The organism is Mesorhizobium sp. B3-1-8 (assembly GCF_006439495.1).
Classification (GTDB): domain Bacteria; phylum Pseudomonadota; class Alphaproteobacteria; order Rhizobiales; family Rhizobiaceae; genus Mesorhizobium.
Genome location: NZ_VFTK01000014.1, coordinates 68,514 through 94,802 on the forward strand (window position 1 = coordinate 68,514; position 26,289 = coordinate 94,802).

The following is a 26,289-nucleotide window of genomic DNA, read 5'->3' on the forward strand; positions in this document are numbered from 1 at the left end:
GGTGCTTGAGGCTCGGTGGCTACCTAGGGACGCGTTGCCTAAATGTGGATACTGTCCAACGATACGCCATTCGCTGCCCAGGAAAGCTGGACCCGTGACGAGCGCGGCCACGAGGTGTGGCTGATTGCGATCAAGGCGTCGTTCGAGATCGATCAGGATGGCAAGCAACGACTCTTGAAGGGCCAGACGCCGGTGAATTTGGCGCCGGTACATGGTGCTGATCCGAACGAGCTTCTAGACGAGACGGATCTTAATCTTGAGAAAAGACATACCGACATTCTGGTTGAAGGACATGTCTATGCCCCTGGTGGCCGCCCGAACGTCGAGAGCGTAGCGCGATTGAAGATCGGCGATGTGGACAAGACCCTGAGGGTCGTGGGTGATCGCGTGTTCATGCCTAGCCCAGCGTCGGTACGAATGAGCCGGGCCGAGCCATTCACGAAAATGCCGATCAGTTGGCGCCGAACGTATGGTGGCACGGATGCGGAGGCTTCAAAGCCTGACTGGGACCAGCGCAATCCTGTCGGCACAGGATTTGCCGTCGACCCGCAGCGCCTGGTCGGTAAGACCGGACCGAACCTCGAATATCCCGACGCTCCCTATCGCGATCACAGAAGCGGCAAGCCAGCCAGCTTCGGCCCAGTGGCCCGGCACTGGCAGCCGCGCATGAAGTATGCCGGCACTTACGGTGAGGAGTGGGAAAAAACGCGCGATCCGCTTCTGCCCCGCGATTTCAGCCCTATGTACTATCAATGCGCGCCTGAGGACCAGCAGACCAAGGCGCCGCTCATCGGCTACGAAGATGTGCGGCTCGGCAATTTCACCTCCGACGGTTTCCTGCAGTTCCTCCTGCCGCGCATCACCTTCGACATGACGACCGAGTTCTACAATCGCCCGGACCGCAAGAACGGTGAAGCCGTTATCCACACGCTGCGCATCAAGCCCGATCTCAGACAATTCTCGATCACCTGGATGTCGACCCTGCCGGTGCCCTACGACGAAGAGCGCCTGAAGATGACGAGCTTGAGCATCAGAAAGCGTATTGGCATTTCGCCAAGAGTCGCGGCGACAGGTGTTTGGCTGGCGGAAGGACAGCAATGATGGCCAGCCGTGACACAATCGTCGTCGTTGGCGTTGGCGCCCGTACTCCGCTGGGTTTTGACGCGTCATCGAGCGCGGCGGCGGTCCGCGCCGGCATCTCTGCAATTCAGAACCACCCCTACATGATCGACCGCTTCGGCGAACCGATGAAGGTGACGCGTGACATCGGCATCGATGTAGCGCTTGCCGGCGCGGAGCGTGCGGTGGAAATCGCCGTTTCGCCGGCACAGGACGCATTGCGGCCATTAATGGCTTCAACGCGGCCGACCGAGGTTTCGCTCATCCTCTCGGCCGGCGAAGCACGGCCGGGACAGCCCAAGGGTTTCGCCGCGCAGGTCAACACCAAATTGCGCAGCCGGCTGTCCCAGAAAGTCGTCCTCGAAGGTGGTGGATCGACGGCCGGCGGTCACGCCGGCGGCCTGCTCGCGATTTATCATGCGTGTAAAACGCTGCGTGAGGGAAAAGCTCAATTCTGTCTGGCAGGCGGGGTCGATACCTATCTTGAGCCGGAGACTCTGGAGTGGCTGGACGAAAACGAGCAACTCCATTCCGAGGGCAACATCTATGGCTTCTGCCCTGGCGAAGCAGCAGGATTCTGTCTGCTGACGAAGTTGACTACAGCAGGCGCGTATGGGTTGAAGCCTTTGCTTGAAATCGTGGGCGTCTCCACGGCAAGCGAAGAAAACAGGATCAAGACCGAGGCCGTCGTGCTTGGCGAAGGGCTGGGTGCGGCCTTCCGCTTTCTGTTCGAAGACGCGCCAGTCGATCCGGTCGATCGTATCATCTGCGACATGAACGGCGAACGCTATCGCGGCAACGAGTATGGTTTCGCTGTTCTGCGCAATCCGGGCCGCTTCAAGGATGCTGCCGATTTCGAGACGCCGGCCGACTGTTGGGGCGATGTCGGCGCCGCGTCAGGGCCGCTCTTCGTCAGCCTCGTCGCCGAGGCAGAAACGCGCGGCTATCAAACCGGACCGCTGTCCCTGATCTGGGCCAGCTCCGAAAATGGCGCGCGGGCAGCAACCTTGTTGGGTGGTCCGAGAAGGAGTACCTGATGCCCACCCACATCGTCGTCAACAGCCTCGGGCTGACCTATAAAGGGACGATCGGCGTGTCGATCGCAACGATACCGGACGTCTGCAAGACGCCCAGCCCCGGCGGACCAATCCCCTTGCCTTACCCCAACATCGCTGACCAGAGCACGCTCAAGGACGGCACAACGACCGTCTTTGCCAAGGGCGGCAAGATGATCGCTATCAAAGGCTCGCAATACGGAATGAGTTCGGGCGACGAGCCAGGCACGGTTGGCGGCGTCAAATCGAATGTCTTCAAGAAGGCGACGGATTGGATCACCTACTCGTTTGACGTCAAAATGGATGGCAAGAACGCTTGCCGCCACACGGATAAGAAATTCCACAATGACAAGAACACCGTGGATCTGGCGGGAGATCTCGACCCGCTGAATCCGGCCTCCGGCCTCAAAGAGATCGCGGAGAAATGCAACAAGGATGTCAACAACGATGAGAAGAAACCGGACGGGACAAAAAAGTTTTGCCCACCTGCGCCAAGCGGCGCCGACTGCACCGCGCTAGGAACCAAAAAGCATAAATGCTGCGAGAACGAGATCAAAAAATGGAAGGAAAAAAACCCAGACGCTGATCCCACGATCGATAGTGAAGTGCCCTATGATCGCAATGGAAGACCGAGCAGTCCCGAGGCCGACGCAAATGCCCGATCGGCGGCGAACAACGCATACAACGCCGCCAAAGATGCAGGCCAAAGCACTGCCGGCGTGTGGAAAAGCACATATTTCTCGGAAGGCGGCGCAGGCTTCAAGGCCGACGTCGTCGTCAGCAGTCCGCCTCCGCCGCCAGGACCGCACAACGCGGTGGAGGCCTATGATTTCAAATTCAACTGCGAGCCCACCTACGACACGCATAAAAGGGGGCCGCAAAGGGGGAAGCCGAAATCTCTCAGTCGGTTTTTGAGCGACGGGCAAGCAGACAAATATATCAATGCCGTTGGATGCGAGCCGAAGGTAATTCACAAGGACGGTAGAGAATGCTGAACGACGTGATGAAGAACCTATCCTCCTCCGAGAACAACGCGGACTATGTTCGGGTGAATCTTGTGTTTTCACTCTTTTGCAAGGGAAATTCCGAAGACTTGATCGACCCAGGTCTCTGGCTTCTGGAAAAATGGAACGACTACGCCAGCAAGGCGCTGGGGTGGGCGCTGGTCGGCAAGAATGCATCTACAATCGCCAAAGTGAACAAATCCACAATGGAAAGGCTTCAGCGGGAAATTCGTTCGACAGCCGAAGTCGGACTTACAGGCTTCCGATATCAAGGGCCGCAACCCTATGCCCCCGATTATAGAATGCGGTGGCTGGTCAATCGTGAGGCGGCCGATCCCACCAACGCCAAGACGAATTTGATTGAGTTGATGGTGCCGGTACCCGGCGATGCGCAGGGCTGGCAGTCCATGGCGCAGACCTTTCGCGAGATTTCCGAACATTTCCCCTACGATACGGGCTACGCATCTCCCGGATTGGTGTTTGGCGACGACGCGGCAAAAGTCGAGGCCGGCGCGATCATTGGTCCGCTGGCGATGCGGCATAAGGGCTTCGATGTGCCCAACAATGCGACAACAAGTTATTTCGTTGGCAAGAGCAGCCGAGGGGCGCGGTGGCTGACGCTCCTAAGCAGAGAAAAAGCCGCCGAAATTGGACTTTCGACGATCGGGAATCTTCCGCAAGGTGCCATAGTCGCGCCTACCAAGAATGGCTGGATGATCGTCGCCTCCGACATACCGGAGGTAGGAGACACCAATAGAGGGGTCGAGGCCACCAATCTTCAGTGGTTAGCCAGGATACTGGAGCCGATAAGTTTCTTCGGCGACAGAAATCTCAAGATGCTTCTTTCGGACCGACTGGATTTTGTCGATCGCTGGGAGCGCCGCTTCCTAAGTGCGGCTGGTCAAACGGGCCCCCTATGATCGCGACCCCATATGCACTGCCATACGCGGTGTACCACAGCCCGCTGCCCGTGATGAGCCTCGGCCAGAACGTCTTTATCACCGTGTCGTTTGCAGGTGGGATCAACGCCGAGGGGACAAAGAATGCCGAGTCCCTGATAACGACGTTTTTTCACCTGGCCGGCTCGGGGGCGTTGTCCGGGGCCGCCATTGCGCCTTGGGACTCGACAGTCTCCGGTGTCGACTTCTTTGGCGGCACAGGTTCGAACGCGACCTGGAGGCTGTCAAACATCCGCGTGGACGAGCGGTCTATCCCCATTATCTCCCAGCTTTTTCTGGTCACACATTCGGATTTTCCGATCGGTATGGTTACAATCAACGGCGGACCCGACGAACGGACACTGATTGCATTGCCCGCTACCAATGAGGATCGAGGCATTTACCCCGCCATATTTGCCAGCCAGGCTTCAAGGGTAGAAATTTCACCGGACTTATCCGATGATATCGTCGTCATTGCACATTTCGCTTCCGACCCAACTGTTGCCCAAAGAGAAGCCATTCGCCTTAAGATCGAAGACTGGATCGCGGCCTCCGCAATAGGTTGCTATCCTGCGCCGCCGCATCGTCCGGATTTCTGCAGTCTCGAATATGATGGAGCGCTGGACTTTTTCGAAGCAGAACTGCAGATCGGGTTTCGCAATTTCTACTGCCATCGCGAAGCGCTGTACGGGCTCTGCAACTCTCTGTTTTCGGTGAACGACAAAGCGCCGGAACTCGCACGTATCATCATTACGTGAGAAGCTCTTTGCCCTTCATCCATTCTTTCACCTTGTCAGCGAATGGCACCTTCGCGACATCGTCCCCGAAGTGATCCTCGAACACCTTGCCCGCTTGGCTCGGCTCCGTGGTGAACAAATCAGCGTCCCGCGCCTCGGGAAACAGTTCCAGCAGCGCCGCACCCGCCGCGACGGCCAGCGCTGGGTTGCGCATCTGATGCAACAACCAATGAAGGATCGTCCGATCACCCAACATCCCCGCCCCACGCACAGCCAAAGGCGCAGTTTCCGGCGATTTGAGCAATCCGCCCATCCAGCCACGCACATCCTTCTCAGGCGCTGCCTTGATTGCTGCGCGGAGCGCAGTGATTGCGTCAGGACCACCGGCGACCGCCATCTTGCGCAGTTCGGAACTGGCCAGATCGCCGGAACCCAATTCTGCCAGCGCCCAGGCTGCCCAAAACCGCGGCCGCTCTTCGCCATCCTCCAGAGCCATCCGTAGCTCCGGCGTAAGGTCTGAGCGCTTCAACCTGCCGGCAAGACGCAGGCTGGTGGCGCGAACGCGGCCATCTGGATCGCGGACAAGCCGCGCCAGCAACTGCTTCGGGTCGACATCGTGGCCAAGACAGGCCGATACACCCAGAAATCGCTTGAACGCATCATCCGCGCCGATCCAATCGCGGACCAACGGGGCAATCGTTTTCGGCTTGTGCCACGCCAGCGCACCGACGAGCCCGCGTGCTTCCTCACTCTGACGTCCGAATGCGACCGCTTCGGCCAGGCGGCGGCCGTTCCCCTGCTCGATCGCCAGCCATGTGTAGAGGAAGAGTTCGCCCTTTTCGGGGAAATCCTCGTACGATGCTACGACGAACGGCCATGCGGCCGAGCCCGCAATACGCAAACCATCCAGGTTCGCCTCCAAACGCCCGTCGACGGCGGCGATCACAGAAAGGTCTGGTGGATCTTCCATAAACAGTGTGTCGCGCTGCGCCCAGAAGAAGGCGGCTTGCTCGGCATGTTGCCTGACGACGTGGGGAACTATTGGCCGTTCCGGCTTCCCGTCCAATCGCTCATTACGGGCCGCGGCCAACATCAATTGAGATCTATTGAGCCGCCGCGGATGCGGTTGGCGGCACTGGCCTGGCTGGTAACATAGGTGCCGCGAATGGTGATGCGGCCATCCTTTTCCATCAGGATCGTCGCCTTGCCGCAGCGCAGTTCGATGCGCTCGTCGCCGACAATGCGAACGCGCTCGCCGTCACGCACGACCTGCGGCGCATTGGTCTTGCGCGCCGGATCGATGATGCGGCCAACAATCAGCGGCTTCATGGGGTCGCCCTCCTGAAACAGCAAAGCCACCTCCGAGCCGATCATATCGGCTGTCAGTTCGGTCATACTGCGCGAAGGCAGGGCCGCTTCTTGTGGATTGCCGGGGAACACCACCAGCGGCGCCGCATCGTCGTCCAAGCCGAGAAAGATACCAATCACCACACCGTCAATGCGTTCGCGAACGTCGCCCATCGCTGCATCCTTAATTCTCACTAATCTTCGAACCCTTCATGGTGATGTCGCTCGAGGCCTTGATGCTGATCTTGCCTGACGCCTTGACTGAGATGTCCTTGCCTTCGATCGCAATCGTGCCGTCCTTCTTCATAATGATCTTCGCCGATCCGGTCTGGATCAGGATCTCGTCACCGGCATTGATCACCAGCTTCTTGCCGACATCGATCGTGCTGTTTTGGCTGATACCTATCGAACTGTCCTTGGCAACACTGAGCGAATGAGCCCCGCCGACTGATGTCGAGTCATCCGTGCCGATGCCTGCGCTGCGCGCAGCACCCACCTTGAATGATTGGGCGCTTCCAATGGTCACGCTCTGGTCGGCGCCGATATTGACGGTCTGCCCGGCTCCGACGTTCCAGCTATCGCCGGCCCCGATGTCATGGCTCTGGCTGATACCGACGCTGACGGCGCGGGTCGCCCCAATCGTATTCGTCTGCGAGGCACCCACGGTCCTCGCTTCGGCGGCGCCCACCGTGTCGACGCGCGCGATACCCACCGTGACCGTCTGGTTCAGCCCCACCGTCTGCGAATGGTTGGCGTCGATGTTCTCCGTCGAGTTGGCGACGACGTGTATGGTCTCGTTTGCCATCACCGTCAGCGAACGATTCTTGCCCACCGTCTCGGTGTCGTTCGACCCGATATTCGTCGTCTGGTCGACGCCGATCTTGACGGTCTTGTTGTTGCCGACGTCCTCGTCGAGGTTGTGGCCGACGGAGTGCTTGGCGTCGTGGTCGATGCGATCGGACTGGTCGTGCTGGACCGTCTTGTTGCGGTCGTGCTTGATCAGCAGATGGTGGTCCTTCTGGGCCTGGAAGTTGACCAGCTCGGAGCCCGCCTTGTCCTCGAACATCAGCTCGTTGTAACCGCCGCCGCCTTTCGAGGAATTCGACTTCCAGCCCGATTGCGTGGCGTTGCCTGGCAGGCCATAGGGTGGCATCTGCGACGCGTTGTAGACGCGGCCGGTGATAATCGGCAGGTCCGGATCGCCTTCGATGAAATCGACGATGACCTCCTGGCCGATGCGCGGGATCTGGATGAAGCCCCAACCGCTGCCTGCCCAGGTTTGCGAGACGCGCACGAAGCATGAGGAGTTCTGGTCCTTCTTGCCGAGCCGGTCCCAGTGGAACTGCACTTTCACGCGCGCATATTTGTCGGTGAAGATTTCCTCGCCCGAAGGTCCGACGACGGTCGCCGTTTGCGGTCCGCGCATGATCGGGCGCGGCGTGATGCGCGGTGGGCGATAGGGCAATTTGGTGGGCGCCACACCGAGCACCACCTTGAAATTCTCGCTGTGGGCCTCGTTCTGGGTCCGGTAGCCCGGATCGAACAACCGGTATTCGGCGCTGACCACCAGATAGTCCTGGTTCTGGTCGTCGCGCGGAAAGCTCTCCAGCGTGAACTTGCACCCGGAAAAAAGGCCGCGCACCGTGCCAACCGCCGTGCTGTGCTGGTGCACCGCCTGGAGTTCCTCGCGGCGGATCCCGGCAATCTTGTCGCCGCGCCCGACATCGAGATGCGCGCCGGGCTGGCGGTAGTTCTCGCCCGAGGCTTCCTTATGAGCGAAGGGCTGGGCGGATTTCGCCATCAGATCGGCGCCGGGCTTCTCGAAATCATAATCCGTATGGACATAGGCGCCCGGCCGCACCGCGCTGCCAGGTATCCATTCGGTGATGTATTCGACATCGCGTCGTGAGGCTTGGCCCTCGAAGTTGTAAAGCACCTTCTCGTAACCGGGCGCCGGCTTAAGTTTGCTCATCGCATCGCAGAGAATGAGCGTGTGCTTGCCCTCGTCATGCTCGAAGAAATAGAAGATGCCTTCGTGCTCGAGCAGCCGCTGCACGAAATCGAGATCGCTCTCGTCGTACTGAACGCAATATTCGCGCGAGGGGTAGGACCCCTGCAGCCGCTTCTCGAATTTGGCGATGCCGTATTTCGAGAAGATCTTCTCGACGATCTCCACCGCCGTCATGTTCTGGAAGATGCGGCAATCGGTGGTGTTGCCGAGGAACCAGAACCACGGCCTGACGGTCGCCTCGTAGAAGGCCAGCCGGTCCTCGATGCGGGTAAGCTTGAAATCCGACACAAGGCCGCTGAACCAGCGCTTCGGATCGGATTCGCCCTCGATCGAAACGACGCCGCCCAGCATCTTCAGTGGATCGACGTCACGATTCTTCGACACGAAGCCGACCGTATAGGCGAAACAACGGCTGATCTCATCGCGGCCGACGAGATGGGTGAAGGTCAGGTCGGCGCCAGCCGGCGTCTGTACAACCGTGGCACGTTCGTTCGGCATGGGTCGTGCCCCTCCTGGACGCGGCCGCCAGTATGATGGATTGAAGCCCCCGCTATGTTAACCGCATCACGTTCGGGAACTTTTCACGCCCACCGCACCGGACCGCTTTCAGCCTAGCATATGTTTGGCGGCGGCCAAATAACAGCTGTGGCTAAACTGCCCATGCGCCGGTGTGAAACGCTCCTCTCCCGCCGCGCTCGCAAGCTGCTAGAATGCCAAGGCAATTCCAGGAAAGGTGCGTTGGCGTTTCCGCCTGGAATTGCGCGGAAAATAAGCATTTGTTGACCAAGTTGGGCGACGCTTCCGGATGTTCATCTCTCTCCAGATCAGCAATGTCGACAGGCTGCCGGCCGGCACCGCCGCCAGCTACGCCGCCCGCGACCGCAGCTTCGAGATCGGTCGCGAGAATTGCGACTGGACGCTGTCCGATCCGGACAAGTTCATCTCGGGCCGGCATTGCGAGGTCCGCTATCAGGCGGGCTCGTTCTGGCTCTACGATGTCTCGCGCAACGGCACTTTCATCAACGGTTCCAGCCAGCGCATGAGCGGGCCGCACCGGCTGGCCCAGGGCGACCGGCTGCTGATCGGCCGTTATGTCGTCGGCGTTTCGATCGAAGACGAACGAGCCGCGACCGGACATCCTCAGGCCAGTGCGGGATCGACGCAACGTGAGCTGTCGTCCTCGACCGGCCGTCCCCTGGATCCCGGCCATGAGCCGTTCTTCAATCCGGCGGAGCAGCGACCAACCGGGGCAGCGCCCGTCTCGACATCCTCGGCGCTGCAGCCCGGCCCGGCGGTTCCGGCCAACCGGCCCGCGGAGGCGGACGCGATATTGCGGGAGATCGCCAAGGCGGCGGGCATCGCGCCGGAGTTGCTGCAAGCGCGTGATCCGCATGACGTCGCGGCCGAGATCGGCGCGGTGCTGAGGACAACTGTCGAGCAACTGTCCCTGCTGCTCAAGGCGCGCGCGGCGGCAAAGGTGCTCGCCAAGAGCTCGAACCGGACGATGATCGGCGCCGAGGACAACAATCCGTTGAAATTCGTGCCGGGCATCGACGACATATTGGAGATCATGTTCGCCAAGCGCAGGGCCGGCTATCTCGACGCCAGGCATAGTGTCGAAGACGCGTTTCGCGACCTGAAGGCGCACGAAATCGCGACATACGCCGCCATGCAGGCCGCGCTGTCGCGGTTGCTCGACGACCTGTCGCCGGAGGCGATCGCCAAGAAAATTCCGCCGGCGTCCTTCTCGTCCAGGAAAAGCCAGGCCTGGGATGCGCTTGTCGCGACATGGCGGACGATGGAAGACAAGCACGAGAACGGCATGCTGGATGTCTTCCTCGCCTATTTCGCCGAAGCCTACGCCAAGGCCGACAAGCAGAAATAGCCTGGATCGCACGGACCGCGCCGGCTGTATGTGACGGTTCTCATAGAAGAAGCCGCCTCTTCGATCATCCTGCTTTCCGATTTCAATCGGCGGCCCCGTTTCAATTGAATGCCCGGGCGATTAGAATGGGCAGGGATGCTTGCCTGGCGGGCAACGCGGCGTGGCTTGGGGCGTGTGCAGCAATGTCATGTTTCGGCGAGATGAGCCTTTCCATGCGGCCCGCCGAGGCTCAGCCTGAAGCGCGCTTTGCCGGGCAAAGACATGCTCGTTGCAATTCGACGGCGGGTTGTCGCCGATGAGCTCGAAGGACGATCCCTCCAGGCCGCTGGACAAAACCGTCATCCGCGCGCCGCGGCCGAAGCAACGACCGCTCGCGGCTGCCGGGAGTTCCGGTCCGGAAGGCGTTCGGCCCGCTCCATCGCTTTCCCGCGAATCGACGGTGTTCGATCCCGGCGGCGGCCGGCAGATGCCAACCGGCTGGTCGTCCGGAACCGTGCTGTTTCAGGGGCCAGCCCCGGGAGCGGAGGACAATGCGACGCCCGGACTGCCGCAGGACACCCTGCTCGCCGCCGCCGAGGGCGTGCAATACGCTGCGACAAATCCGATCCTTGCCGCGGCGGCGCCGCTGCTGATGCTGTTCGGCCAGTTGCGGCTGATGCCGGTCGAACGGCAAGCAGCACCCTTGGCGGAGCGTATCGCTGACGCGATCGAATCCTTCGACCGCGCGATAGCCAAAGCCGGCGTAGCCGAGGAAGACGCGCGAATCGCGAAATTCGCCCTTTGCGGAACCGCCGACGATCTTGTCGGCAATCTGCCATGGCCGAGCAAGGACAGCTGGCTTCAGCACAGCCTTGTGGCGCAGTTCTTCCACACCCAGCCGACGGGCGCCGGCTTCTACGAAGCGCTGAACAACGTCCTCGCCAAGCCGGAAGCGCATTACAACCTGCTCGAACTGATGCATGCGTGCCTTTCGCTGGGTTTCGAGGGCCAGTATCGGGGGCTTGCGAGCGAGCGAAACACGCTCGAACGTGTCCGGCGCGACGTCTACGACACGCTGCGTTACTTCAAGCCGCGCGCCGCCGACGACGTCTCGCCCCGCTGGCAGGGCATGGCTGCGGCATTGCCGAAGTCAAGGGCGCGGCTGCCGCTCTGGGCGGTCGCGGCCGCCGCGGCGACGCTGGTGACGGCGGCCTTCTTCGGACTGCGGGTGCTGATCACCGATGAAGGCGATGCGACGGCCGGCGAGTTGCTGGCGCTCAACCCCTCGACGCCCGTCACCATAGAGCGCGCCAGCGTAGCGGCGCCCACTGAGCCGGCGCAAGCCAGCCCGCCGCCGCCCGCGGTTCCGGACACCACCCAGATCGACCGCATCCGCGCGGCGCTTGCCAAGGAGATCGCCGGCGGCGGACTGAGCGTCGGCGAGAAGGGCGAGTTCATCGTCGTCGAGATCAACAACCAGCTTCTGTTTGCTCCCGGCCAGGCGGAGCTGAAGCCGCAATTCCAGCCGATCGCGGCCGCCATCGCCACGGCGCTCGACGCCGAACCCGGGCCGATCAAGATCGTCGGCCACACCGACAATGTGAAACCAAAGAAGTCGAGCACGTTCAAATCGAATTTCGATCTTTCCGTCGCCCGGGCGAAGGCCGTCCAGGCGCTGGTGGCCACGCAATTGAAGGATCCGTCGCGGCTCAGTGCCGACGGCAAGGGCGAGGACGAGCCGATCGCCGACAATGGCACGGCGGACGGCCGCGCCAAGAACCGCCGCGTCGCCATGATGATCCCGAAACAGGAGACCTTGCAGAACGGCTCCGCGGAGAACGGCAACTGATGCGCTGGACGCCGCGGATCTTCAGCCTGCTTGCGCTTGCCGGTTTCTCGGCGGCGGTCTGGTATGCCGGACCGCTGATCCGCTTCGCCGACACACGCCCGTTTGCGCCTGCGTGGCTCAGGGCCACGATCATCGGCGTCACCATAGTGGCGCTCGCGCTGTTCTACGGGGTCCGCTTCTGGCAGCGGCGCAAGGCACAAAAGGCGCTCGAAACGGCGATCGTGCGCAGCGACGAGCGCAACGACGATTCACAGGTGCTCGAAGCGCGCATGAGCGAAGCGATCGCGACGCTGAAGCGGACGAGCGGCAAGCGCAATTTCCTCTATGACATTCCCTGGTACATCGTCATCGGCCCGCCCGGCGCCGGCAAGACGACGGCGCTGGTCAATTCCGGACTGAAGTTTCCGCTTGCCGGCTCCGGCAGCGCGCAGCCGGTGGCCGGCGTCGGCGGCACGCGGTCCTGCGACTGGTGGTTCACCGACGAGGCGGTGCTGATCGACACGGCCGGCCGCTATACGACGCAGGAGTCGGACCGCGAGCGCGACAAGGCAAGCTGGCTCGCCTTCCTGGGATTGCTCAAGAAACACCGCACCAGGCAACCGATCAACGGCGTGATCCTTGCCATCAGCCTTGCCGACCTGATCGGCTTCGACGACCGGCAGCTCGACGCGCATGTCACCGAGATCCGAAGCCGCCTGCGCGAACTGCACGAGACGCTGAAGATCCAATTCCCGGTCTATCTGCTCTTTACCAAGGCCGATCTCATCCGCGGCTTCATGGATTATTTCGGCGATTTCGACGAGGCGCGCAGGCGCAAGGTCTGGGGCGCGACATTCCAGACGGCCGACCGCACCAGGAACATGGCCGGCGAGGCGCCCGCAGCCTTCGACGAACTGGCGAAGCGGCTCGCCGAAGAGATCGCCGACCGCCTGCAGGAAGAGGCCGACCCGGTGGCGCGGATCACGCTATTCGGCTTCCCGGCGCAGTTCGGCGCGCTGAAGAACCGGATAACACAGTTCGTCGGCAGCCTGTTCGACACCTCGCGGTCACAGGTCAATGTCAGCCTGCGCGGGCTCTATTTCTCCTCGGGCACCCAGGAAGGGACGCCTTTCGACCAGGTGCTGGGCGCGATCGGCCGCAGTTTCGGCAGTGCTTCGCAAGCGCATCTCTCCGGCGCCGGCAAGAGCTTCTTCCTGCATGATCTGCTGGTCAAAGTGATCTTCCCGGAATCGGGCTGGGTCTCGTTCGACAGGGCTTCCGAGCGGCGCGCCAGGCTCGCGAGGTTCGGCGGCCTCGCCGCGATCGCGCTGGCGGCTTTGGCGGCGCTCGGCGTGCTGGGCCTCAGCTTCTTCGCCAACAAGCAGCTGATCGCCTCCACAAGGCAGGCCATGGCGCATTATCGCGACAGCGCCGATACGCTGCTGAAGAGCACGACGGTGACCGATGTCGACCTCGAAAACGTCATCGGTCCGCTCGACCAGTTGCGCAATCTGCCGGCCGGCTTCGAAAACGGCGACCAGGCAAAGCCGATCGAGGAGACGTTCGGGCTCAGCCAGCGCGAGAGGCTGTTGTCGGCCTCCAAGACCGCCTACCGGCAAGCGCTGGAGCGAACCTTCCGCTCGCGGCTGCTGGTGCAGGCGGAGCGGACGATCCAGGCCAGGATGGCCGACCCCGTCGCGCTCTACGAGCCTTTAAAGATCTACCTGATGCTGGGCGGCAAGGCGCCGAAGGTCGACGACGAACTGGTTGTCTCCTGGATGAAGCAGGATTGGGAGGAGAACCGCTACCCTGGCGAGAACAACCGCGAGGGCCGAGCGCAGCTCGAAAAGCACCTGCGCGCCATGCTTGCGCTCGACGACGCCTATGATCCGGTCTTCGAGCTCAACCAGCCGCTGGTGGAAGCCGCGCAGCGCTCGCTCGGACGCATGAGCCTCACCGACCGCGCCTGGGCGCAGATCAAGTCGGCGGTCTACGCCGCAAGGCTCAAGGACTTCTCCATCGCCGCGAGAGCCGGTCCGGAAGCGCAGTTGCTGTTCGAGCGCACGGACGGCAGCGAGCTTGCCGATCTTCAGGTCACCGGCCTCTATACGCGCGGCGGGTTCAATAGCTTCTTCCTGCCGCAGCTGTCGCGCATCGCGCAGATGCTCGTGGACGATCAATGGGTGCTTGGCGGCGGCGGCGAACAGGGCGGCATCGACCAGGACCTGCCCAAGCTCGGCCCCGAGCTCATCGACCGCTACGGCAAGGAATTCGCCGCCGCCTGGAACGGCGTGCTCGACCAGCTGAAGCTCAAGGCGATGCTGAAGGACAAGCCGCAATATCTGGCGCTCTCGGCCGTCGCCGCGCCGGACTCGCCTCTCGACCAGCTCTTCACCGCGATCGCCGATGAAACCGCATTGACGAAGGACAGCGCCGCCGAGGGCGATACCGGCACGGCGCAGCAGGACCCCGCCAGCATGGCCAAGGGCCTCGCCCGCATCGGCCTCCAGATCGCCGGCGGCAAGTCGCAAAGCCGCGCCGGCGCAAGCTCGGCCGTCGCGCAGAATGCCGGCGCGAGCGTCGAGGCGCAGTTCCGCTCGTTCCAGGCGCTGGTCGGCGGAGCCGCCGGACGCCGCCCGCTCGATGCGCTGACGCAGAACTTCCACGACATCTTCCAGAGCCTGAAGCTCGCGGCCGATGTCCCCACACAGACCGAGCGTGTCAACGCCAACCTGCAGCTGCAGATCTCGACGTTACGCGCCAATGTCTCGCGCCTGCCGAAGCCGCTGGCGCGCATGGTCAACGCGGCGGCGGACGAGTTCGAAGGCAATGTCGCCGAGACCTCAGTCGCCAACCTCAACCAGAACCTCGACCAGACGGTGACGCGCGCCTGCGAGGAGGCGGTCAATGGCCGCTATCCTTTCACCCGCGACGGCACAGACGAGATCTCGATGGCGGATTTCACCAAGCTGTTCGCGCCAGGCGGGCTGATGGACCGTTTCTTCGCGCAGAATCTTGCGCCGCTGATCGACATGACCGGCCAGGAATGGACCTGGAAACAGGACGCTCGCTCCAGCCGCGATCTTGCGAAGTCGACCTTGAAGGCGTTCCAGTCGGCCGCGGAAATCCGTAGCGCCTTCTTCCCTTCCGGCGGCTCGGTGCCTTCGGTCTCGATCACCATCACCCCCACGTCGGTGAACAGCGAAGTCGACAGCGTTGTGCTCAACGTCGACGGGCAGACGATCCAGAGCGCCCAGGCCGGCAACGCGCCGAGCATCGTGACATGGCCGAGCGGCGCCGCTTCCGGATCGGCGAGCCTCAGCCTCGTGCCGGAAATGCCCGGCCGCGAATCCGCGCTCAAATTCGAAGGGCCGTGGGCGTTGAAGCGGCTTTTCGACAAGGCGACCATCACCGGCGACGGCGCCAACACGGAAGCGCGCTTCGTGATCGGCGGACGTGATGTCGCCTACACGATCCAGACCGGCTCGGGCGCCAATCCCCTGCTGCTGCCTGCCTTGTCCGGCTTCAACTGTCCGAAGGCGTTCTGACATGGCTGGAGCGAGCCTTCATTTCGGTACTCTAATGTATACGCTTGTGGCAGAGTGGCCTGGGCACGCGGCCCGTGGCTGGTCACAGAGGACGCCTGCTGAGCGCTTGGTGGCAAATTGAGCACTGTCGCCCTCCCCATCGAAAGCTTCGGTGTGAGCCACAAGGGCTGCGTGCGCGATCACAACGAGGACAATTACCTCATCGAACCGCAGACCGGGCTCTGGGTGGTGGCCGACGGCATGGGCGGGCATGAGGCGGGTGAAGTCGCCTCGGCCAGCATCGTCGACCATCTGGCAACGATCGGCATTGCGAGCTCCGCGCCGGACCTTCGCGCCCGCTTCGAGGACCGGCTCAGCCGCGCCAATGCCGAGATCCGCGACATATCGCGATCGCGCGGCATCACCATCGGCTCCACTTTCGCGGCCCTGCTTGCCATGGATGGACGTTTCGCCTGCCTGTGGGCCGGCGACAGCCGCATCTATCTCGTGCGCAACGGCTCGATCTTCCAGGTTTCGAAGGATCACACCGAGGTGCAGGAATTGCTCGACCGCGGCATGATCAGCGCGGAGGAAGCGCGCACCTGGCCGCGCCGCAACGTGATCACGCATGCGGTCGGCGTCAGCGACGAGCTCGAGATCGATTTCCAGCAGGGCGAGCTGATGGCGGGCGACGTTTTCGTCCTGGGCACCGACGGACTGACCGCGCATGTCAGCGACGCCGAAATCGAGGCCGCGGTCAAATCCGCCACGCCGCGGGCGGCCTGCCAGATCCTGCTGGACATGGTGCTGACGCGCGGCGGAACCGACAATGTGACCATTGTACTCGTGAAGATCGGCGGCGGGCGCAACGGCGCGCTCCATCCGGATCGGTCCGCAGTGGAGGGCCAGGCCAGATGAGCGACGACGACAAGACGCGGATTTCGACGAACGTCATCTATACCGGGGTGGGCACGCAGCTCAGCGGCATTTACGAGCTCGACGAGAGGATCGCCTCCGGCGGCATGGGCGAAGTCTATCGCGGCCACAATATCCAGACCGGCGACCACGTGGCGATCAAGATCGTGCTGCCAGAATTCGCGCGCGACCAGACGATCCTGTCGCTGTTCCGCAAGGAGGCGTCGATCCTCAACCATCTGTCGCATGACGCAGTGGTGCGCTACCACGTCTTCACCATCGATACGGGGATCGGCCGTCCCTATCTCGCGATGGAGTTCGTCGACGGCGAGTCGCTGTTCGACGTCATGCGGCGCGGACCCATGCAGGGGAACGATGTGCGCCGGCTTTGCCATCGCCTCGCCTCCGGCTTGAGCGCCGTGCATCAGGCGGGCGCCGTGCACCGCGACCTCTCGCCGGACAACATCATCCTGCCCGGCGGCCGGGTGGAGCGCGCCAAGATCATCGATTTCGGCATCGCGCGCTCGGCGACGGTCGGCGGCGAAACGCTGATCGGCGGAAAATTCGCCGGCAAATACAACTATGTTTCGCCCGAGCAGCTCGGTCTCTATGGCGGCGATGTCAGCGAGCAATCCGATATCTACAGCCTTGGGCTGGTGCTGGCCGCGGCACTGCGCGGAAAGCCGCTCGACATGAGCGGGTCGCAATACGAGGTCATCGAGAAGCGCCGGACCGTGCCGGACCTGTCGGATATCGATCCCGATTTCCACGACCTGATCTCGGCCATGCTGCAGCCGGATCCGCGCGACCGGCCGGCCAGCATGAGCGAGATCGCCCGGGCGACGCGCGGCGAGGATCTCGAGGCGACATTGCCGCCGCCGGTGTCGTTTGGAGCACGCGAACGCTCCGGTTTGCCGCGCGCCGGGTGGACGGCGCCGCCGGACTCCAAGCCCCAGCCGCCGACGCCTCCCGGCGAGCCGCGCTTCGTCGAGCATGTGCGCCCTGCATACCTGTCGGAGCAACGGCCGGCACCGGCTGCCGCTCCGGCGAGCGCACCTGCGACCGCACCGGCTGCGCCGCGAAAGGCTTCACGGATACCCGTCATCGCCGGCGGCGTTGCGGCGCTGGCTGTGCTGATTGGGAGTGGGCTTTATTTCAGCGGCGTCCTGGCGCCCCCGCCGGTGACGGAAAAATCCACACCGCTGACACCGAAGCCGGTCGCCGAAGCCGCCAAACCAGTGGCCGAAGCGCAGCAGCCGGAAGCGCCGAAACCCCAACCGCAGACGCCGTCCGCGCCTCAGCTGGAATCGCCAAAAACTGACGGCGCCGCCACCGTCGAGAAGCCGACGCCACCCGCCGCTCAGCCGAAGAGCGAGACAAAAAGCCAGACGCCTCAGGTCGGGACCAAACCCGTGCAACCCCTGGCGCAGCAGTCGCCGGCTCCCGCACCAACGGCCGCCGAAAGCCGGAAGCCGGCGCAGCCGACGAGCGAACCGATGGTCAAGACGCCGGAACCGAGCCAGGCGGCTGAGAACAAGCCGGCGCAGGAGGTGAATCCGCCGGCAGCCAAGCCCAGCGTAAAAGACCTCGTTGACATGCTTTCCAAGCTGCCAAAGTCGAACGCTTCCCCGCCCCCCGCTCCGGAGAGTCCGGCGCCGGCGCAGGCGACCACCCCGCCGGCCGAGCCGAAGGCGCAGACCCCGACAGCCAACCCGCCGGAAACGCCGACAGCGCCAGCACAGCCGGCCCAGCAACCGCAGCCGCCGGCGACCAAGCAGCCGGACACTGACGTCGCCATCAATGTGCCAAAGCCGGCGCTTCCGTCACTGGAAGAGGACACGGCCAAGTGGAACGACCAGCGCTCCTGGGTTCGCGATTTCAGCGGCGGCAGCTGTTTTTACGCGAACGTGATATCGGGACCCGGCGCTTCCCCCGCGATCGAGGGATACGGGACGGCGGTCCAACCCTTCGAACAATTGCTCAGCGATTTCCAAACGAGGTTCCATATCGAGCCGGACATCAGCGTGCGCCTCATCACGCTCTCCCAGTGCGGAGTGCCCACTTTCCTTCGCTTCCTCGACCGGAGCTCGGCCGCGAAGCCACAGCTTGTCCTGGACCGGACATCGGTCCCGGACGGCTCGCCGGTCAGCGGCGCGCTCTATACGGGCGGCGGGCTCGTCTCGAACATCATGCTGATCGACCACAAGGGCGTGGCGTTCAATCTCGACGACCGCATGGTGCCGCAAACCGACAAGGTGACCTTCAACATCCCGATCGGCCTCGCCGCCGCGGACAAGGCAGCCGGCAAGGCGGTGCCGCAGATCATGCTGGTGATCACCGGGCCCAAGGACATCCAGGCCGCCATGTTCTCCAGGCCGACGCCGGCCTCGGAGCTTTTGCCCAGGATCCTCGAGGAGATCGAGGCCGACGGATCGCAGTTCTCCGCCACGGCCACCTATTTCCGGCTTGGTGGATAGCATGAACGCCGATGAACCTTCGCACCTTGCGTTCTTTGCACCAGCCCCCGCCACGCAAGCAGCGTAGCCGGCTCCGATTGCCGTTTCCGGGCCGCATGACGCTTGCCGCGCTGCTTGGCGCGGCGCTGTTCTCGATCCTTTCGCCCGGCAAGGCGCATGCCGAATTCACCGTCTGCAACCAGACGCTCGACGTCGTCAATCTCGCCGTCGGACAGAAGGTCGACAATGCCGACCAGACGGACGGCTGGTGGACGATCGGCGCCAACCAGTGCGTCAACGTCATCCGCGAGGAACTGACCAACCGTTACGTCTATCTCTACGCGACGGACGTCTTCGGCCACGCGATCCTCAACGGCTCGACCGAGATGTGCATCGACCGGCGGCGCTTCTCGATCCGCGGCATCGACGAGTGCTGGCAGCGCGGCCATATCGCGGCGCGCTTCGTCGAGGTCGACACGCTCGAGCAGGTGCGCTGGACCTATTTCCTGACCGGAAACAGCCCGTGACGCACTCGATCGACACGAGCTTCAGACAGAAGAAGCAGGCGCGCCTGGCCGCGCAACGGCGCAAGCTTTGGCGGCGGGCCCTTGCCGGCCTTGCCACGCTCGCCGTCGTCGCGTTAGCCACCGGCTTCTACCTGACCAGGGACTACTGGTCGTTCGGCGATGAGGACGAAGAGTTGCATCCGGTCGAGGGCATGGAAGACGTGCCGCCCGACGCCTCGGTCTATGTGCCGGCGATCATCGATCTGGCCGGCGATCCGATGTGGATCACGCTAGCGCCCGATGCCGACACCGCGACAAAGGGCAAGACCGTAGCGCGTCCAGCCGAGCTCGACAGTTCCGGGGCTTCGCCGCAGATCGAAATCCTGTCCGACGTGATGCTGAGCGCCAGCGAAAAGTTCATGACGACGATCCCGTCGACGCAGGAGGATTTCGCCTTCTTCCAGGCACAGCGGCAGGCCGCTCCGAAGCCTTCGGCAACGGAGCCGGAAGATGAGCAACCGGCCCCGCCCGCTCCGGCCGCGGCGCCGGACGATCAACAGGGCGATCCGCAGGGCGACCTGCAGAATGATCTCCAGGCGGCGCCGGACGAAAGCGATGCCGGTTCAGCGCCCAAGGCAGACGTCGACGACCCCGAGGCCGGCTGGGGCGAGACCATCGACCAGGGGGAGGCAGCACTCCCGGCTTTCACGAAAACCGCGATCGAGAACAACACGACCGTTGCGACCGTCGCCAGCGAATACCAGCGCTTCGAGGCGACCGAGGACACTTTCGTGAAGATCCTCAACGACCGCAGCCTGGACAGCGTGGCGCTCGACGCGCATTTCTCCGCCGACGACGCGAAGCTCGCTGGCGAAGCGCTGAAGACGCTGTTCAACCGCGACGGGCTGGAGTCCGGCTTTGTCGTGGCCATGCGCGGGTTCCGGCCGAATCGCGAGACGACGACCATGTCGCTGATGCAGGTCTCCATCTACGCGAGGAACGTCTATGTCGGCACGCTGACGCGCAATGCAGCCGGCGCCTTCGTGTCGGGCGTCGACCCCTGGGTGCGCGAGGACCTCTTCAACTATTCCGGCGCTTCCGACCAGGGCGGGCCCAAGCGGCAGTACCGCCTGCTCGACGCGATCTACTCGACCGCGGCGCGCAACAAGGTGCCGACCAGCGTCATCGGCGAGGCGATCATGTATCTGTCGCGGGGACAGGACCTCGACGCCTTCGCCAGCGAGGACCAGCGCCTGGTGCTGATCTATTCGCAGACGCCGCGCGGCCAGGGCGAGATCTCCGGGCGGGTGCTCTATGTCGGTGTCCAGGGCACGGACAAGAGCCTCGACTGTTTCGTCTTCCAGCAGAGCGACGGCCAGTATGCCTGTGTGACCGGCGACGACCAGGTCCGCTCGCTGACCGTCACCAACGGCATGGTCACGCCAGTCGCCGGGGTGATGACCTCGACCTTCGGCCCGCGCAAGCACCCGATCCTCGGCACGGTTCGAATCCACAAGGGCGTCGACTGGGCGGCGCCGGTCGGCACGCCGATCATGGCCGCCTTCGACGGCGAGATCTCGTTCCAGGGCGATGGCGGCAGCTATGGCAATCTGGTGAAGATCACGCATGCCAACGGCCGCGAGACGCGCTACGCGCATATGCAGAAATTCGCCATCGCCAGCGGGGTCGGCACCAAAGTGAAAGCCGGCGACGTCATCGGCTATATCGGCACAACGGGGCTTTCGACCGGCCCGCATCTGCATTTCGAGCTCTACCAGAACGGCGAGGCGATCGACCCGCTGGGGACGGTCACCTCGGTCGCCACCGCCGTGTCCGTCAGTTCGGGCGGCTCCGGCGATGCCGCAGTCGAGACGCTGACCGACCGGATCGTGCATGTCGAAAGCGGCGGCAGCGCGCGAGCCAAGAATCCGCTTTCCTCGGCAACCGGCGCCGGCCAGTTCATCTCCAAGACCTGGATCCGGATGATGAACACCTATCGGCCCGACCTCGCCCGCTCGCTGTCGACCGCCGATCTGCTTGCGCTTCGCTACGACGCCACGCTGTCGCGTGAAATGGTGCGCAACCTGGCGCGCGAAGGGGAAGCCTATCTGCGCGCCCGCGGCCACCAGATCACCGCCGGACGCCTCTATCTTTGCCATTTCCTCGGCATGGAAGGGGCGCATCAGGTGCTGGCGGCGCCGGGTTCGTCGCAATTGACTGCGGTTCTCGGATCAGCCGTCATCCAGGCCAACCCGTTCCTCACCGGCAAGACCGCCAGTTATGTCGTGGACTGGGCCGAGCGGAAAATGGGGCAGAAAGCGCCACGCGTGGTCACCGACCAGGGCCAGCCGACGACAACCACGACCGAGGTCCGGCAGACATCGCCGGAGTTCGAGAAATACAAGCAGGCGATCGCCGCGTTGATAGGTTCGATCCAGAATACGCTCGAGCCCGGCTAGTTCTCGGTTTACCAAGCAACAGCGTTTCGACGCGCGGTGACTAGTTTGACGAACCTGCGCATGGACGGAAACCGCGCTGCCTGCCTGAATTGCGCCGCACCATCCACAAAATCTCCATTAGAATTCACTCATGTTATGGTGATCCGCAGAGCAACAATGTCATTAACGGTTCGGGTAAGTGGCGAGGCTCTCATCTGAGGCTGGAACATTTCAGCGAATTCGACGTTGCCCGCCATGGTCAAAAAGCAATCCAACGACAACGGTTCATACTTCGAATTCGACGTCATGCGCGAAGCGTTCAAGCGCTGGGTCGACGAAGACAAGGTTCCTGAAGATCAATGGCGGCCGCGCGCAACGAAGCTGGTCCGTATCGTGACCGGAGACGATTATGTCGACCCCAACATAGTCGAATGGATCATGCGTAAAAAGCCCCAGCGCTGAAGGATCGGCGCTAATGCATGTCGCGCAAAAGTGAACTCGGTTTTGCGACAACGACATGCATCAAGTAACGACCTAAAGCGCGTCGCGTGAATCCGTTTCGACGCGACGCGCTTTAGGGCTTTTGGCATGTACGCTGTACCAGCATGACCGAATATCAGGTTGCGCTAATATCGTGAATGAGTGGTAAATCGCTGCACGGTCCAATGCCGCGGAGGCTTCGGCTGTGCAAGACCGCCCGGCTATTGCGGTGGGCGGTGCACTCAAGAACCGATCGAAGATGAGAGCTAGCCTGTCGGCAGCGCCCGCATCGGCAATTCGCTATGAGCTGACTGGCCTGGGCCGGCCGCCCTATTGCGTCCTGATCCGCATTTCCACCCGGCGGTTGACCGGATCGTAGGGATTGGCGACGCGCGGATGCGACTTGCCCAGGCCGATCGGCTCGAGCCGGGTAGATTGAACGCCGTTCGCCGCCAGGAAGGCCGCCACCGATTGCGCCCTTCGCTGCGACAGGTCCTGGTTGTAGCGATCCGTACCGGTCGCGTCGGTGTGACCTTCGACGACGAAGCTGAACGTGCTCAGCCGGTTGTCCTTCAGCGCCTTGGCGAACTCGTCCAGTTCCGTGCGCGCGGTCTGGTCGAGCTGGGCCGAATCCAGGGCAAAATTGATCATCATGTCGAGACCGGCCTTTTGAGGCGGCGCCTCGTTCTTCTCGGCCTTGCTCTTGCACTCTTCCTCGGTGCCGACGCAGATGCCGCGTGACGCGCCAAGATTACCCTGGCCGGCGAAGTATTTTACGATGTCTTCCGATTTCTGAAGCGGATCGGCGTAAACGTGCGTTGAAAAAAGCACGGTCGCCAATGCCAAGGCTGAGCTGCCCCACCGCATGACCGTCTCTCCTGTTTGAGCGGGTTTCGCTGGCGCGGACCATATCAAATCTTGAAACGATTGTCTGTGACCAAGCGCACGTTGCCAACGGCCACCACCTGCTAGAAGCTAAGGCTTGACCGGCTCTCGGCTAAAGGCTTGAGTGCTTGTCAGCTGGCTCTCGGGGTGTGGCAGCCATGGCCAACGAACTCGGATACAGAACCGCAAGGGATCTGTTTCTTGCCTGTCCCGCGATCGCCCGGGACATGAAATTGCCTGCCGCCAACCAACCCCCGCTGGAATTCTGCCGCGCCCTGCTCGCCGGACGCGTGCCGGAGGAGGCTGTCACGTTCTGCGCCTATCTCCTGCCCGATCGCGCCGCGGTCTGGTGGGGGCATGAATGCCTGAGCCATCTCTCAGAACTCCTTGCCGATAGGGACCTCGAATTGCTGGCGCTCGTCAACGATTGGGTCGGCGAGCCCGGCAATCCCCGCCATCGAGCGGCGCTCAGCAGTGCCGTCGATCCGTCGCCAGCGACGCCGGCTGCATGGATCGCGCTGTCGGCGGCATGGCGTGACCCGGCCTTCGACATGCTATCGACCGGATTTCCCGCCGCCCACGCCGTCAACGCCGGGATCCTGGCGGGGCTGGCGCGCGTCTCGACCGCGGACCGCTTTGGCGTGCTTTCCGCCTTCGTCGACATGGGCATCCAGATGGTGGAGATGGAGGCGCAGCGGCAATCTGTCGACGCGTATTAGGGGTTTTCCGGGCTCACTGGCAGCCATCTTGCGCCCACCTGGCCAAAGCGACCTTGAAGCGGGTACCAAGCGGATGTTGCAGGCGCAGGACGGAGACGTCATTGGCGGCGAAATTCTTCGCCTGCTCGCAGAGGCGGGTCTCATTCCACTCGTGGCAGCCGTCGCAGTGCTTGCCCTGCCAGACCGACTTGTCGAGGCCTTCGACCGGACTGAAAAGCGGTTCCGCCTTGATCAATTGGGCTATGCTCTTGCCGTCGATCGCCGGGTCGCCGAACTTGACCGGGCGATCGAAAAGGATCGGGCCGTCCGTCTCCAACTTCGGAATCTTTTCGCGCAGCGCATTGAGCGCAAGCTGGTCGTCGGTCTGGCCGGACGCGGTGCCGGTGTTGCGCGTCTCGGAGCCCGCTTCGGCCTGCGGCGCGCTTGCCTCGCCGACGATCAGCGGCGCATTGAGATCGACCCTGTGCAGGACGACCTCGGTGGTCAGCGAGACGTTGATCCAGGGGCGCTGCTTGCCGGCGGTGGCCTTGAAGACGTCGCTGGTCACCCTGTTCATCGCTTCGGTGATGGAGACGTTGGATTCGCCGACATGCTGGAGCAGCGCCGTGGTGAAGGGCGAGTGGTCGCCCGACCCGTCATAGGCAAGCTGGTTCGGGCTGGCGGCGAAGGCGACCAGCGTGCCGGCGCCGCCATTCTCGATCGGGATTTCGGCAAGGCCGCTGCTTGCGCCTTTGATGCCGGCGGCCTTCGCCAGCACCTCGGCGAGCGGGTTGTCCCGGCATGCGTCCAGGAAAACCAGTCTTATGCTCGTTTCGCGCGACATCTGGCGCAGGATGAAATCGACCGAGACGGCCTCGAAATCGAGCGAGGTCTCGTCCTCGAGCGCGGCATCGACGGGAAGCAAATAATTCTTGCCGGAGACCTGCAGGCCATGGCCGGCATAGAAGAAAAGCGCGATGTCGGCGCCCCGCACCTGCTTGGCGAACTGCGCGACCGTAGCCTGTGTCTGCTGCTTGGTGAGGTCGAAGCCGGAGACCACCTCGAAGCCGAGGTCCTTGAGCCGATCGGCCATGGCCTGCGCATCCCGCGCCGGATTGAGGAGCGGCGCCGCGTGCTGGTACTGCGAGTTGCCGAGCACCAACGCAATCCGCCGCTCGGCGTTCGCGGCCGTCAACGTCAGGAACAAGGCCAGCACCACAAGCCCGGCGGCGCGAAGCAGACCACCGCAAAAGGCGATTGGAGCGGAACTCACCGCCACCTCAATTGGCGAGCTTGCTTGCGGAGAATTCGATCCGCCGGTTGAGCGCCTTGTTTTTGGGCGTATCGTTGGCGGCGACAGGCTTGTCCTCGCCATAGCCGGCCGAGCTGATCTGGTTGCGCGGGACGCCGTCCGCAACCAAAGCATCGGCGACCGCCTGGGCGCGCCGTTCGGAGAGCGCCTTGTTCGCCTCGGGTGATCCGTCGGAATCGGTGTAGCCGGACACCTCGACCTTGAGGGCCGGGCATTTGCCGACGACACCTTCCACCTCAGCCAGCAGCGGACGGCTCTTCGCGTCGAGCCTTGCGCTCGCCTGACGGAAATAGATGGCGCCGGTGCGCGAGAGCACGGCAAACCGGTTGAGGCACTCCTCGTCGCTGAAATTGGCTTTCGCGGCATCGGTGGCGACGGGGCCGACCTCGGCGGTGCTGGCCGCGACGGTCTGCACGGCGGCCGGCTTGCCGCCGTCGGCGGTGAAGACGAAATCGAACGACACCGAAGCGGTCGGCACGATGTTGGTCACATTGGCGGCCTGCTGCAATTTGTCGATGTTGGGCAAGAGCCCGAAATCCTCGACATGGACCGCGACGGGCGCCTCCGAACCGACGGAAACCTGGGTATCGCTGATCATGGTGACGACGACGCTTGCCTCTAGATCCTTGTCGACGCCATGCAGGCTGAGGCGGAACGGCAATGTCGTCTTCACCCGGCGCTTGGTCGGCAGGTCGGCGAACGCCGCCGGGTCCACTTTCGCTGTCACCTCGGCCGTTGGATAGGTGAAGGTCTCGAAAAACAGGAAGCGCATGCGGACATTGCGCAGGTCGACGCCCGTGTCGACGGAATTGAGGTCGAAGCTGATCTTCGCGTCGCCGGCGGAACTCAGCGTGCCGGTGATGTTCCTGATCTTGTTGGTCTCGACGATCGTGTTCTTCTTGACCGACTGGTAGGTGAGCACCGAAGCGGATGGATCGAGCGTCCAGTTGGGCGCGGCGCTCGCAGCCTGCGATCCGAAGACCAGCAGCGCGGCAACGATCAAGCCAAAAGCCGCGGCCTTGGTTAGCATTTTTCGCCAGAATGCAACGACTTCGAACATGGAACGCCCCCGCCAGGACAACCCGATCTCGATACCGGCACGTGGCAGGAGCATAGAGCACTTGCCCTTGCTTGGCGAGCGGTTCCATCGGGAAGCGAGAAAGGTGGCG

General features: G+C 63.0%; 20 protein-coding genes. 14 read left to right on the top strand and 6 right to left on the bottom strand.

All coding sequences use genetic code 11. The features are described from left to right. The first annotated feature begins 42 nt into the window (after nucleotides 1-42). From FJ424_RS15020 to FJ424_RS15040, 5 genes are read left to right on the top strand one after another with little or no spacing between them, the layout of a single operon-like run. On the top strand, nucleotides 43-1,101 hold the full coding sequence (locus FJ424_RS15020) for a DUF2169 domain-containing protein (protein WP_140654738.1): 1,059 nt from the start codon (nucleotides 43-45) through the stop codon (nucleotides 1,099-1,101). Further along, a complete protein-coding gene (locus tag FJ424_RS15025; protein ID WP_246677245.1) occupies nucleotides 1,098-2,156 on the top strand; it encodes a beta-ketoacyl synthase N-terminal-like domain-containing protein in 1,059 nt (352 codons plus the stop codon). Before FJ424_RS15020 ends, FJ424_RS15025 begins: the two co-directional genes overlap by 4 nt. Continuing rightward, nucleotides 2,156-3,169, top strand: a complete 1,014-nt coding sequence (locus FJ424_RS34015) for a DUF4150 domain-containing protein (protein WP_246677246.1) — start codon at nucleotides 2,156-2,158, stop codon at nucleotides 3,167-3,169. The genes FJ424_RS15025 and FJ424_RS34015 overlap by 1 nt, the downstream gene beginning before the upstream one ends. Next, entirely contained in the window at nucleotides 3,163-4,098 is a 936-nt protein-coding gene (locus FJ424_RS15035; RefSeq protein ID WP_140654736.1) for a type VI immunity family protein, read from the top strand. The genes FJ424_RS34015 and FJ424_RS15035 overlap by 7 nt, the downstream gene beginning before the upstream one ends. Then, nucleotides 4,095-4,874 carry a hypothetical protein gene (locus FJ424_RS15040; protein WP_140654734.1) on the top strand — a complete coding sequence of 260 codons (780 nt, stop codon included), beginning with the start codon at nucleotides 4,095-4,097 and terminating at the stop codon, nucleotides 4,872-4,874. The genes FJ424_RS15035 and FJ424_RS15040 overlap by 4 nt, the downstream gene beginning before the upstream one ends. On the opposite strand, the gene FJ424_RS15045 is transcribed toward FJ424_RS15040, so the two are convergent. Genes FJ424_RS15045 through tssI form a run of 3 tightly spaced genes read right to left on the bottom strand, consistent with a single transcriptional unit; the run spans nucleotide 4,867 to nucleotide 8,709 of the window. After that, nucleotides 4,867-5,946, bottom strand: a complete 1,080-nt coding sequence (locus FJ424_RS15045) for a HEAT repeat domain-containing protein (protein WP_246677247.1) — start codon at nucleotides 5,944-5,946, stop codon at nucleotides 4,867-4,869. The two genes, FJ424_RS15040 and FJ424_RS15045, sit on opposite strands and share 8 nt — an antisense overlap. Then, nucleotides 5,946-6,374, bottom strand: a complete 429-nt coding sequence (locus FJ424_RS15050) for a DUF6484 domain-containing protein (RefSeq protein ID WP_140654730.1) — start codon at nucleotides 6,372-6,374, stop codon at nucleotides 5,946-5,948. Before FJ424_RS15050 ends, FJ424_RS15045 begins: the two co-directional genes overlap by 1 nt. Nucleotides 6,375-6,384: 10 nt before the next feature. Continuing rightward, the gene (gene tssI / locus FJ424_RS15055) at nucleotides 6,385-8,709 is read right to left on the bottom strand and encodes a type VI secretion system tip protein TssI/VgrG (protein WP_140654728.1); all 2,325 of its coding nucleotides are present in this window, start codon (nucleotides 8,707-8,709) and stop codon (nucleotides 6,385-6,387) included. Between the two features lie 307 nt (nucleotides 8,710-9,016). Between tssI and tagH the strand changes: the two genes are divergently transcribed. The 8 genes from tagH (at nucleotide 9,017) to FJ424_RS15095 (ending at nucleotide 22,207) form a co-directional block, all read left to right on the top strand. Beyond that, nucleotides 9,017-10,096, top strand: a complete 1,080-nt coding sequence (tagH, locus tag FJ424_RS15060; RefSeq protein WP_140654726.1) for a type VI secretion system-associated FHA domain protein TagH — start codon at nucleotides 9,017-9,019, stop codon at nucleotides 10,094-10,096. A gap of 295 nt (nucleotides 10,097-10,391) precedes the next feature. Continuing rightward, nucleotides 10,392-11,924, top strand: coding sequence for a type VI secretion system protein TssL, long form (gene tssL / locus FJ424_RS15065; protein ID WP_140654724.1), 1,533 nt, complete (start codon nucleotides 10,392-10,394; stop codon nucleotides 11,922-11,924). After that, a complete protein-coding gene (gene tssM, locus FJ424_RS15070) occupies nucleotides 11,924-15,451 on the top strand; it encodes a type VI secretion system membrane subunit TssM (RefSeq protein ID WP_181182073.1) in 3,528 nt (1,175 codons plus the stop codon). Before tssL ends, tssM begins: the two co-directional genes overlap by 1 nt. Before the next feature lie 117 nt (nucleotides 15,452-15,568). Further along, nucleotides 15,569-16,348 (top strand): PP2C family serine/threonine-protein phosphatase, encoded by a 780-nt coding sequence (locus FJ424_RS15075; protein WP_140654721.1) that lies wholly within the window; start codon nucleotides 15,569-15,571, stop codon nucleotides 16,346-16,348. Then, complete coding sequence (locus FJ424_RS15080) at nucleotides 16,345-18,822, top strand: serine/threonine-protein kinase (protein WP_140654720.1); 2,478 nt, start codon at nucleotides 16,345-16,347, stop codon at nucleotides 18,820-18,822. Before FJ424_RS15075 ends, FJ424_RS15080 begins: the two co-directional genes overlap by 4 nt. 11 nt (nucleotides 18,823-18,833) lie before the next feature. Continuing rightward, nucleotides 18,834-19,328 carry a DUF1036 domain-containing protein gene (locus tag FJ424_RS15085; protein ID WP_181182072.1) on the top strand — a complete coding sequence of 165 codons (495 nt, stop codon included), beginning with the start codon at nucleotides 18,834-18,836 and terminating at the stop codon, nucleotides 19,326-19,328. Continuing rightward, nucleotides 19,325-21,766 carry a M23 family metallopeptidase gene (locus tag FJ424_RS15090; RefSeq protein WP_140654718.1) on the top strand — a complete coding sequence of 814 codons (2,442 nt, stop codon included), beginning with the start codon at nucleotides 19,325-19,327 and terminating at the stop codon, nucleotides 21,764-21,766. Before FJ424_RS15085 ends, FJ424_RS15090 begins: the two co-directional genes overlap by 4 nt. A 225-nt stretch (nucleotides 21,767-21,991) precedes the next feature. Next, complete coding sequence (locus FJ424_RS15095; RefSeq protein WP_140643195.1) at nucleotides 21,992-22,207, top strand: hypothetical protein; 216 nt, start codon at nucleotides 21,992-21,994, stop codon at nucleotides 22,205-22,207. A 348-nt stretch (nucleotides 22,208-22,555) separates the two neighbouring features. Here FJ424_RS15095 and FJ424_RS15100 read toward each other — a convergent pair whose 3' ends face one another. After that, nucleotides 22,556-23,092 (bottom strand): OmpA family protein, encoded by a 537-nt coding sequence (locus FJ424_RS15100; RefSeq protein WP_181166824.1) that lies wholly within the window; start codon nucleotides 23,090-23,092, stop codon nucleotides 22,556-22,558. Nucleotides 23,093-23,268: 176 nt separating this feature from the next. On the opposite strand from FJ424_RS15100, the gene FJ424_RS15105 reads away from it, so the two are divergent. Further along, nucleotides 23,269-23,829, top strand: coding sequence for a hypothetical protein (locus FJ424_RS15105; protein WP_246677249.1), 561 nt, complete (start codon nucleotides 23,269-23,271; stop codon nucleotides 23,827-23,829). 13 nt (nucleotides 23,830-23,842) lie between these two features. Here the strand turns inward: FJ424_RS15105 and FJ424_RS15110 are convergent, their stop codons facing one another. Both FJ424_RS15110 and FJ424_RS15115 read right to left on the bottom strand, forming a co-directional pair. Then, a complete protein-coding gene (locus tag FJ424_RS15110) occupies nucleotides 23,843-25,081 on the bottom strand; it encodes a caspase domain-containing protein (RefSeq protein WP_246677250.1) in 1,239 nt (412 codons plus the stop codon). A gap of 7 nt (nucleotides 25,082-25,088) precedes the next feature. After that, nucleotides 25,089-26,180: an OmpA family protein gene (locus FJ424_RS15115; RefSeq protein ID WP_140654712.1), complete on the bottom strand. Its 1,092-nt coding sequence runs from the start codon at nucleotides 26,178-26,180 to the stop codon at nucleotides 25,089-25,091. Between the last annotated feature and the right edge of the window lie 109 nt (nucleotides 26,181-26,289).

What these genes read in the sequence shown, in the direction of transcription:
- FJ424_RS15020 (WP_140654738.1), top strand. Translation starts at nt 43, where the DNA reads ATGTGGATACTGTCCAACGATACGCCATTCGCTGCCCAGGAAAGCTGG.
- FJ424_RS15045 (WP_246677247.1), bottom strand. Translation starts at nt 5,946, where the DNA reads ATGTTGGCCGCGGCCCGTAATGAGCGATTGGACGGGAAGCCGGAACGG.
- FJ424_RS34015 (WP_246677246.1), top strand. Translation starts at nt 2,156, where the DNA reads ATGCCCACCCACATCGTCGTCAACAGCCTCGGGCTGACCTATAAAGGG.
- FJ424_RS15025 (WP_246677245.1), top strand. Translation starts at nt 1,098, where the DNA reads ATGATGGCCAGCCGTGACACAATCGTCGTCGTTGGCGTTGGCGCCCGT.
- FJ424_RS15100 (WP_181166824.1), bottom strand. Translation starts at nt 23,092, where the DNA reads ATGCGGTGGGGCAGCTCAGCCTTGGCATTGGCGACCGTGCTTTTTTCA.
- tssI (WP_140654728.1), bottom strand. Translation starts at nt 8,709, where the DNA reads ATGCCGAACGAACGTGCCACGGTTGTACAGACGCCGGCTGGCGCCGAC.
- tssM (WP_181182073.1), top strand. Translation starts at nt 11,924, where the DNA reads ATGCGCTGGACGCCGCGGATCTTCAGCCTGCTTGCGCTTGCCGGTTTC.
- FJ424_RS15035 (WP_140654736.1), top strand. Translation starts at nt 3,163, where the DNA reads ATGCTGAACGACGTGATGAAGAACCTATCCTCCTCCGAGAACAACGCG.
- tssL (WP_140654724.1), top strand. Translation starts at nt 10,392, where the DNA reads ATGAGCTCGAAGGACGATCCCTCCAGGCCGCTGGACAAAACCGTCATC.
- FJ424_RS15105 (WP_246677249.1), top strand. Translation starts at nt 23,269, where the DNA reads ATGGCCAACGAACTCGGATACAGAACCGCAAGGGATCTGTTTCTTGCC.
- FJ424_RS15085 (WP_181182072.1), top strand. Translation starts at nt 18,834, where the DNA reads ATGAACCTTCGCACCTTGCGTTCTTTGCACCAGCCCCCGCCACGCAAG.
- FJ424_RS15115 (WP_140654712.1), bottom strand. Translation starts at nt 26,180, where the DNA reads ATGTTCGAAGTCGTTGCATTCTGGCGAAAAATGCTAACCAAGGCCGCG.
- tagH (WP_140654726.1), top strand. Translation starts at nt 9,017, where the DNA reads ATGTTCATCTCTCTCCAGATCAGCAATGTCGACAGGCTGCCGGCCGGC.
- FJ424_RS15040 (WP_140654734.1), top strand. Translation starts at nt 4,095, where the DNA reads ATGATCGCGACCCCATATGCACTGCCATACGCGGTGTACCACAGCCCG.
- FJ424_RS15080 (WP_140654720.1), top strand. Translation starts at nt 16,345, where the DNA reads ATGAGCGACGACGACAAGACGCGGATTTCGACGAACGTCATCTATACC.
- FJ424_RS15050 (WP_140654730.1), bottom strand. Translation starts at nt 6,374, where the DNA reads ATGGGCGACGTTCGCGAACGCATTGACGGTGTGGTGATTGGTATCTTT.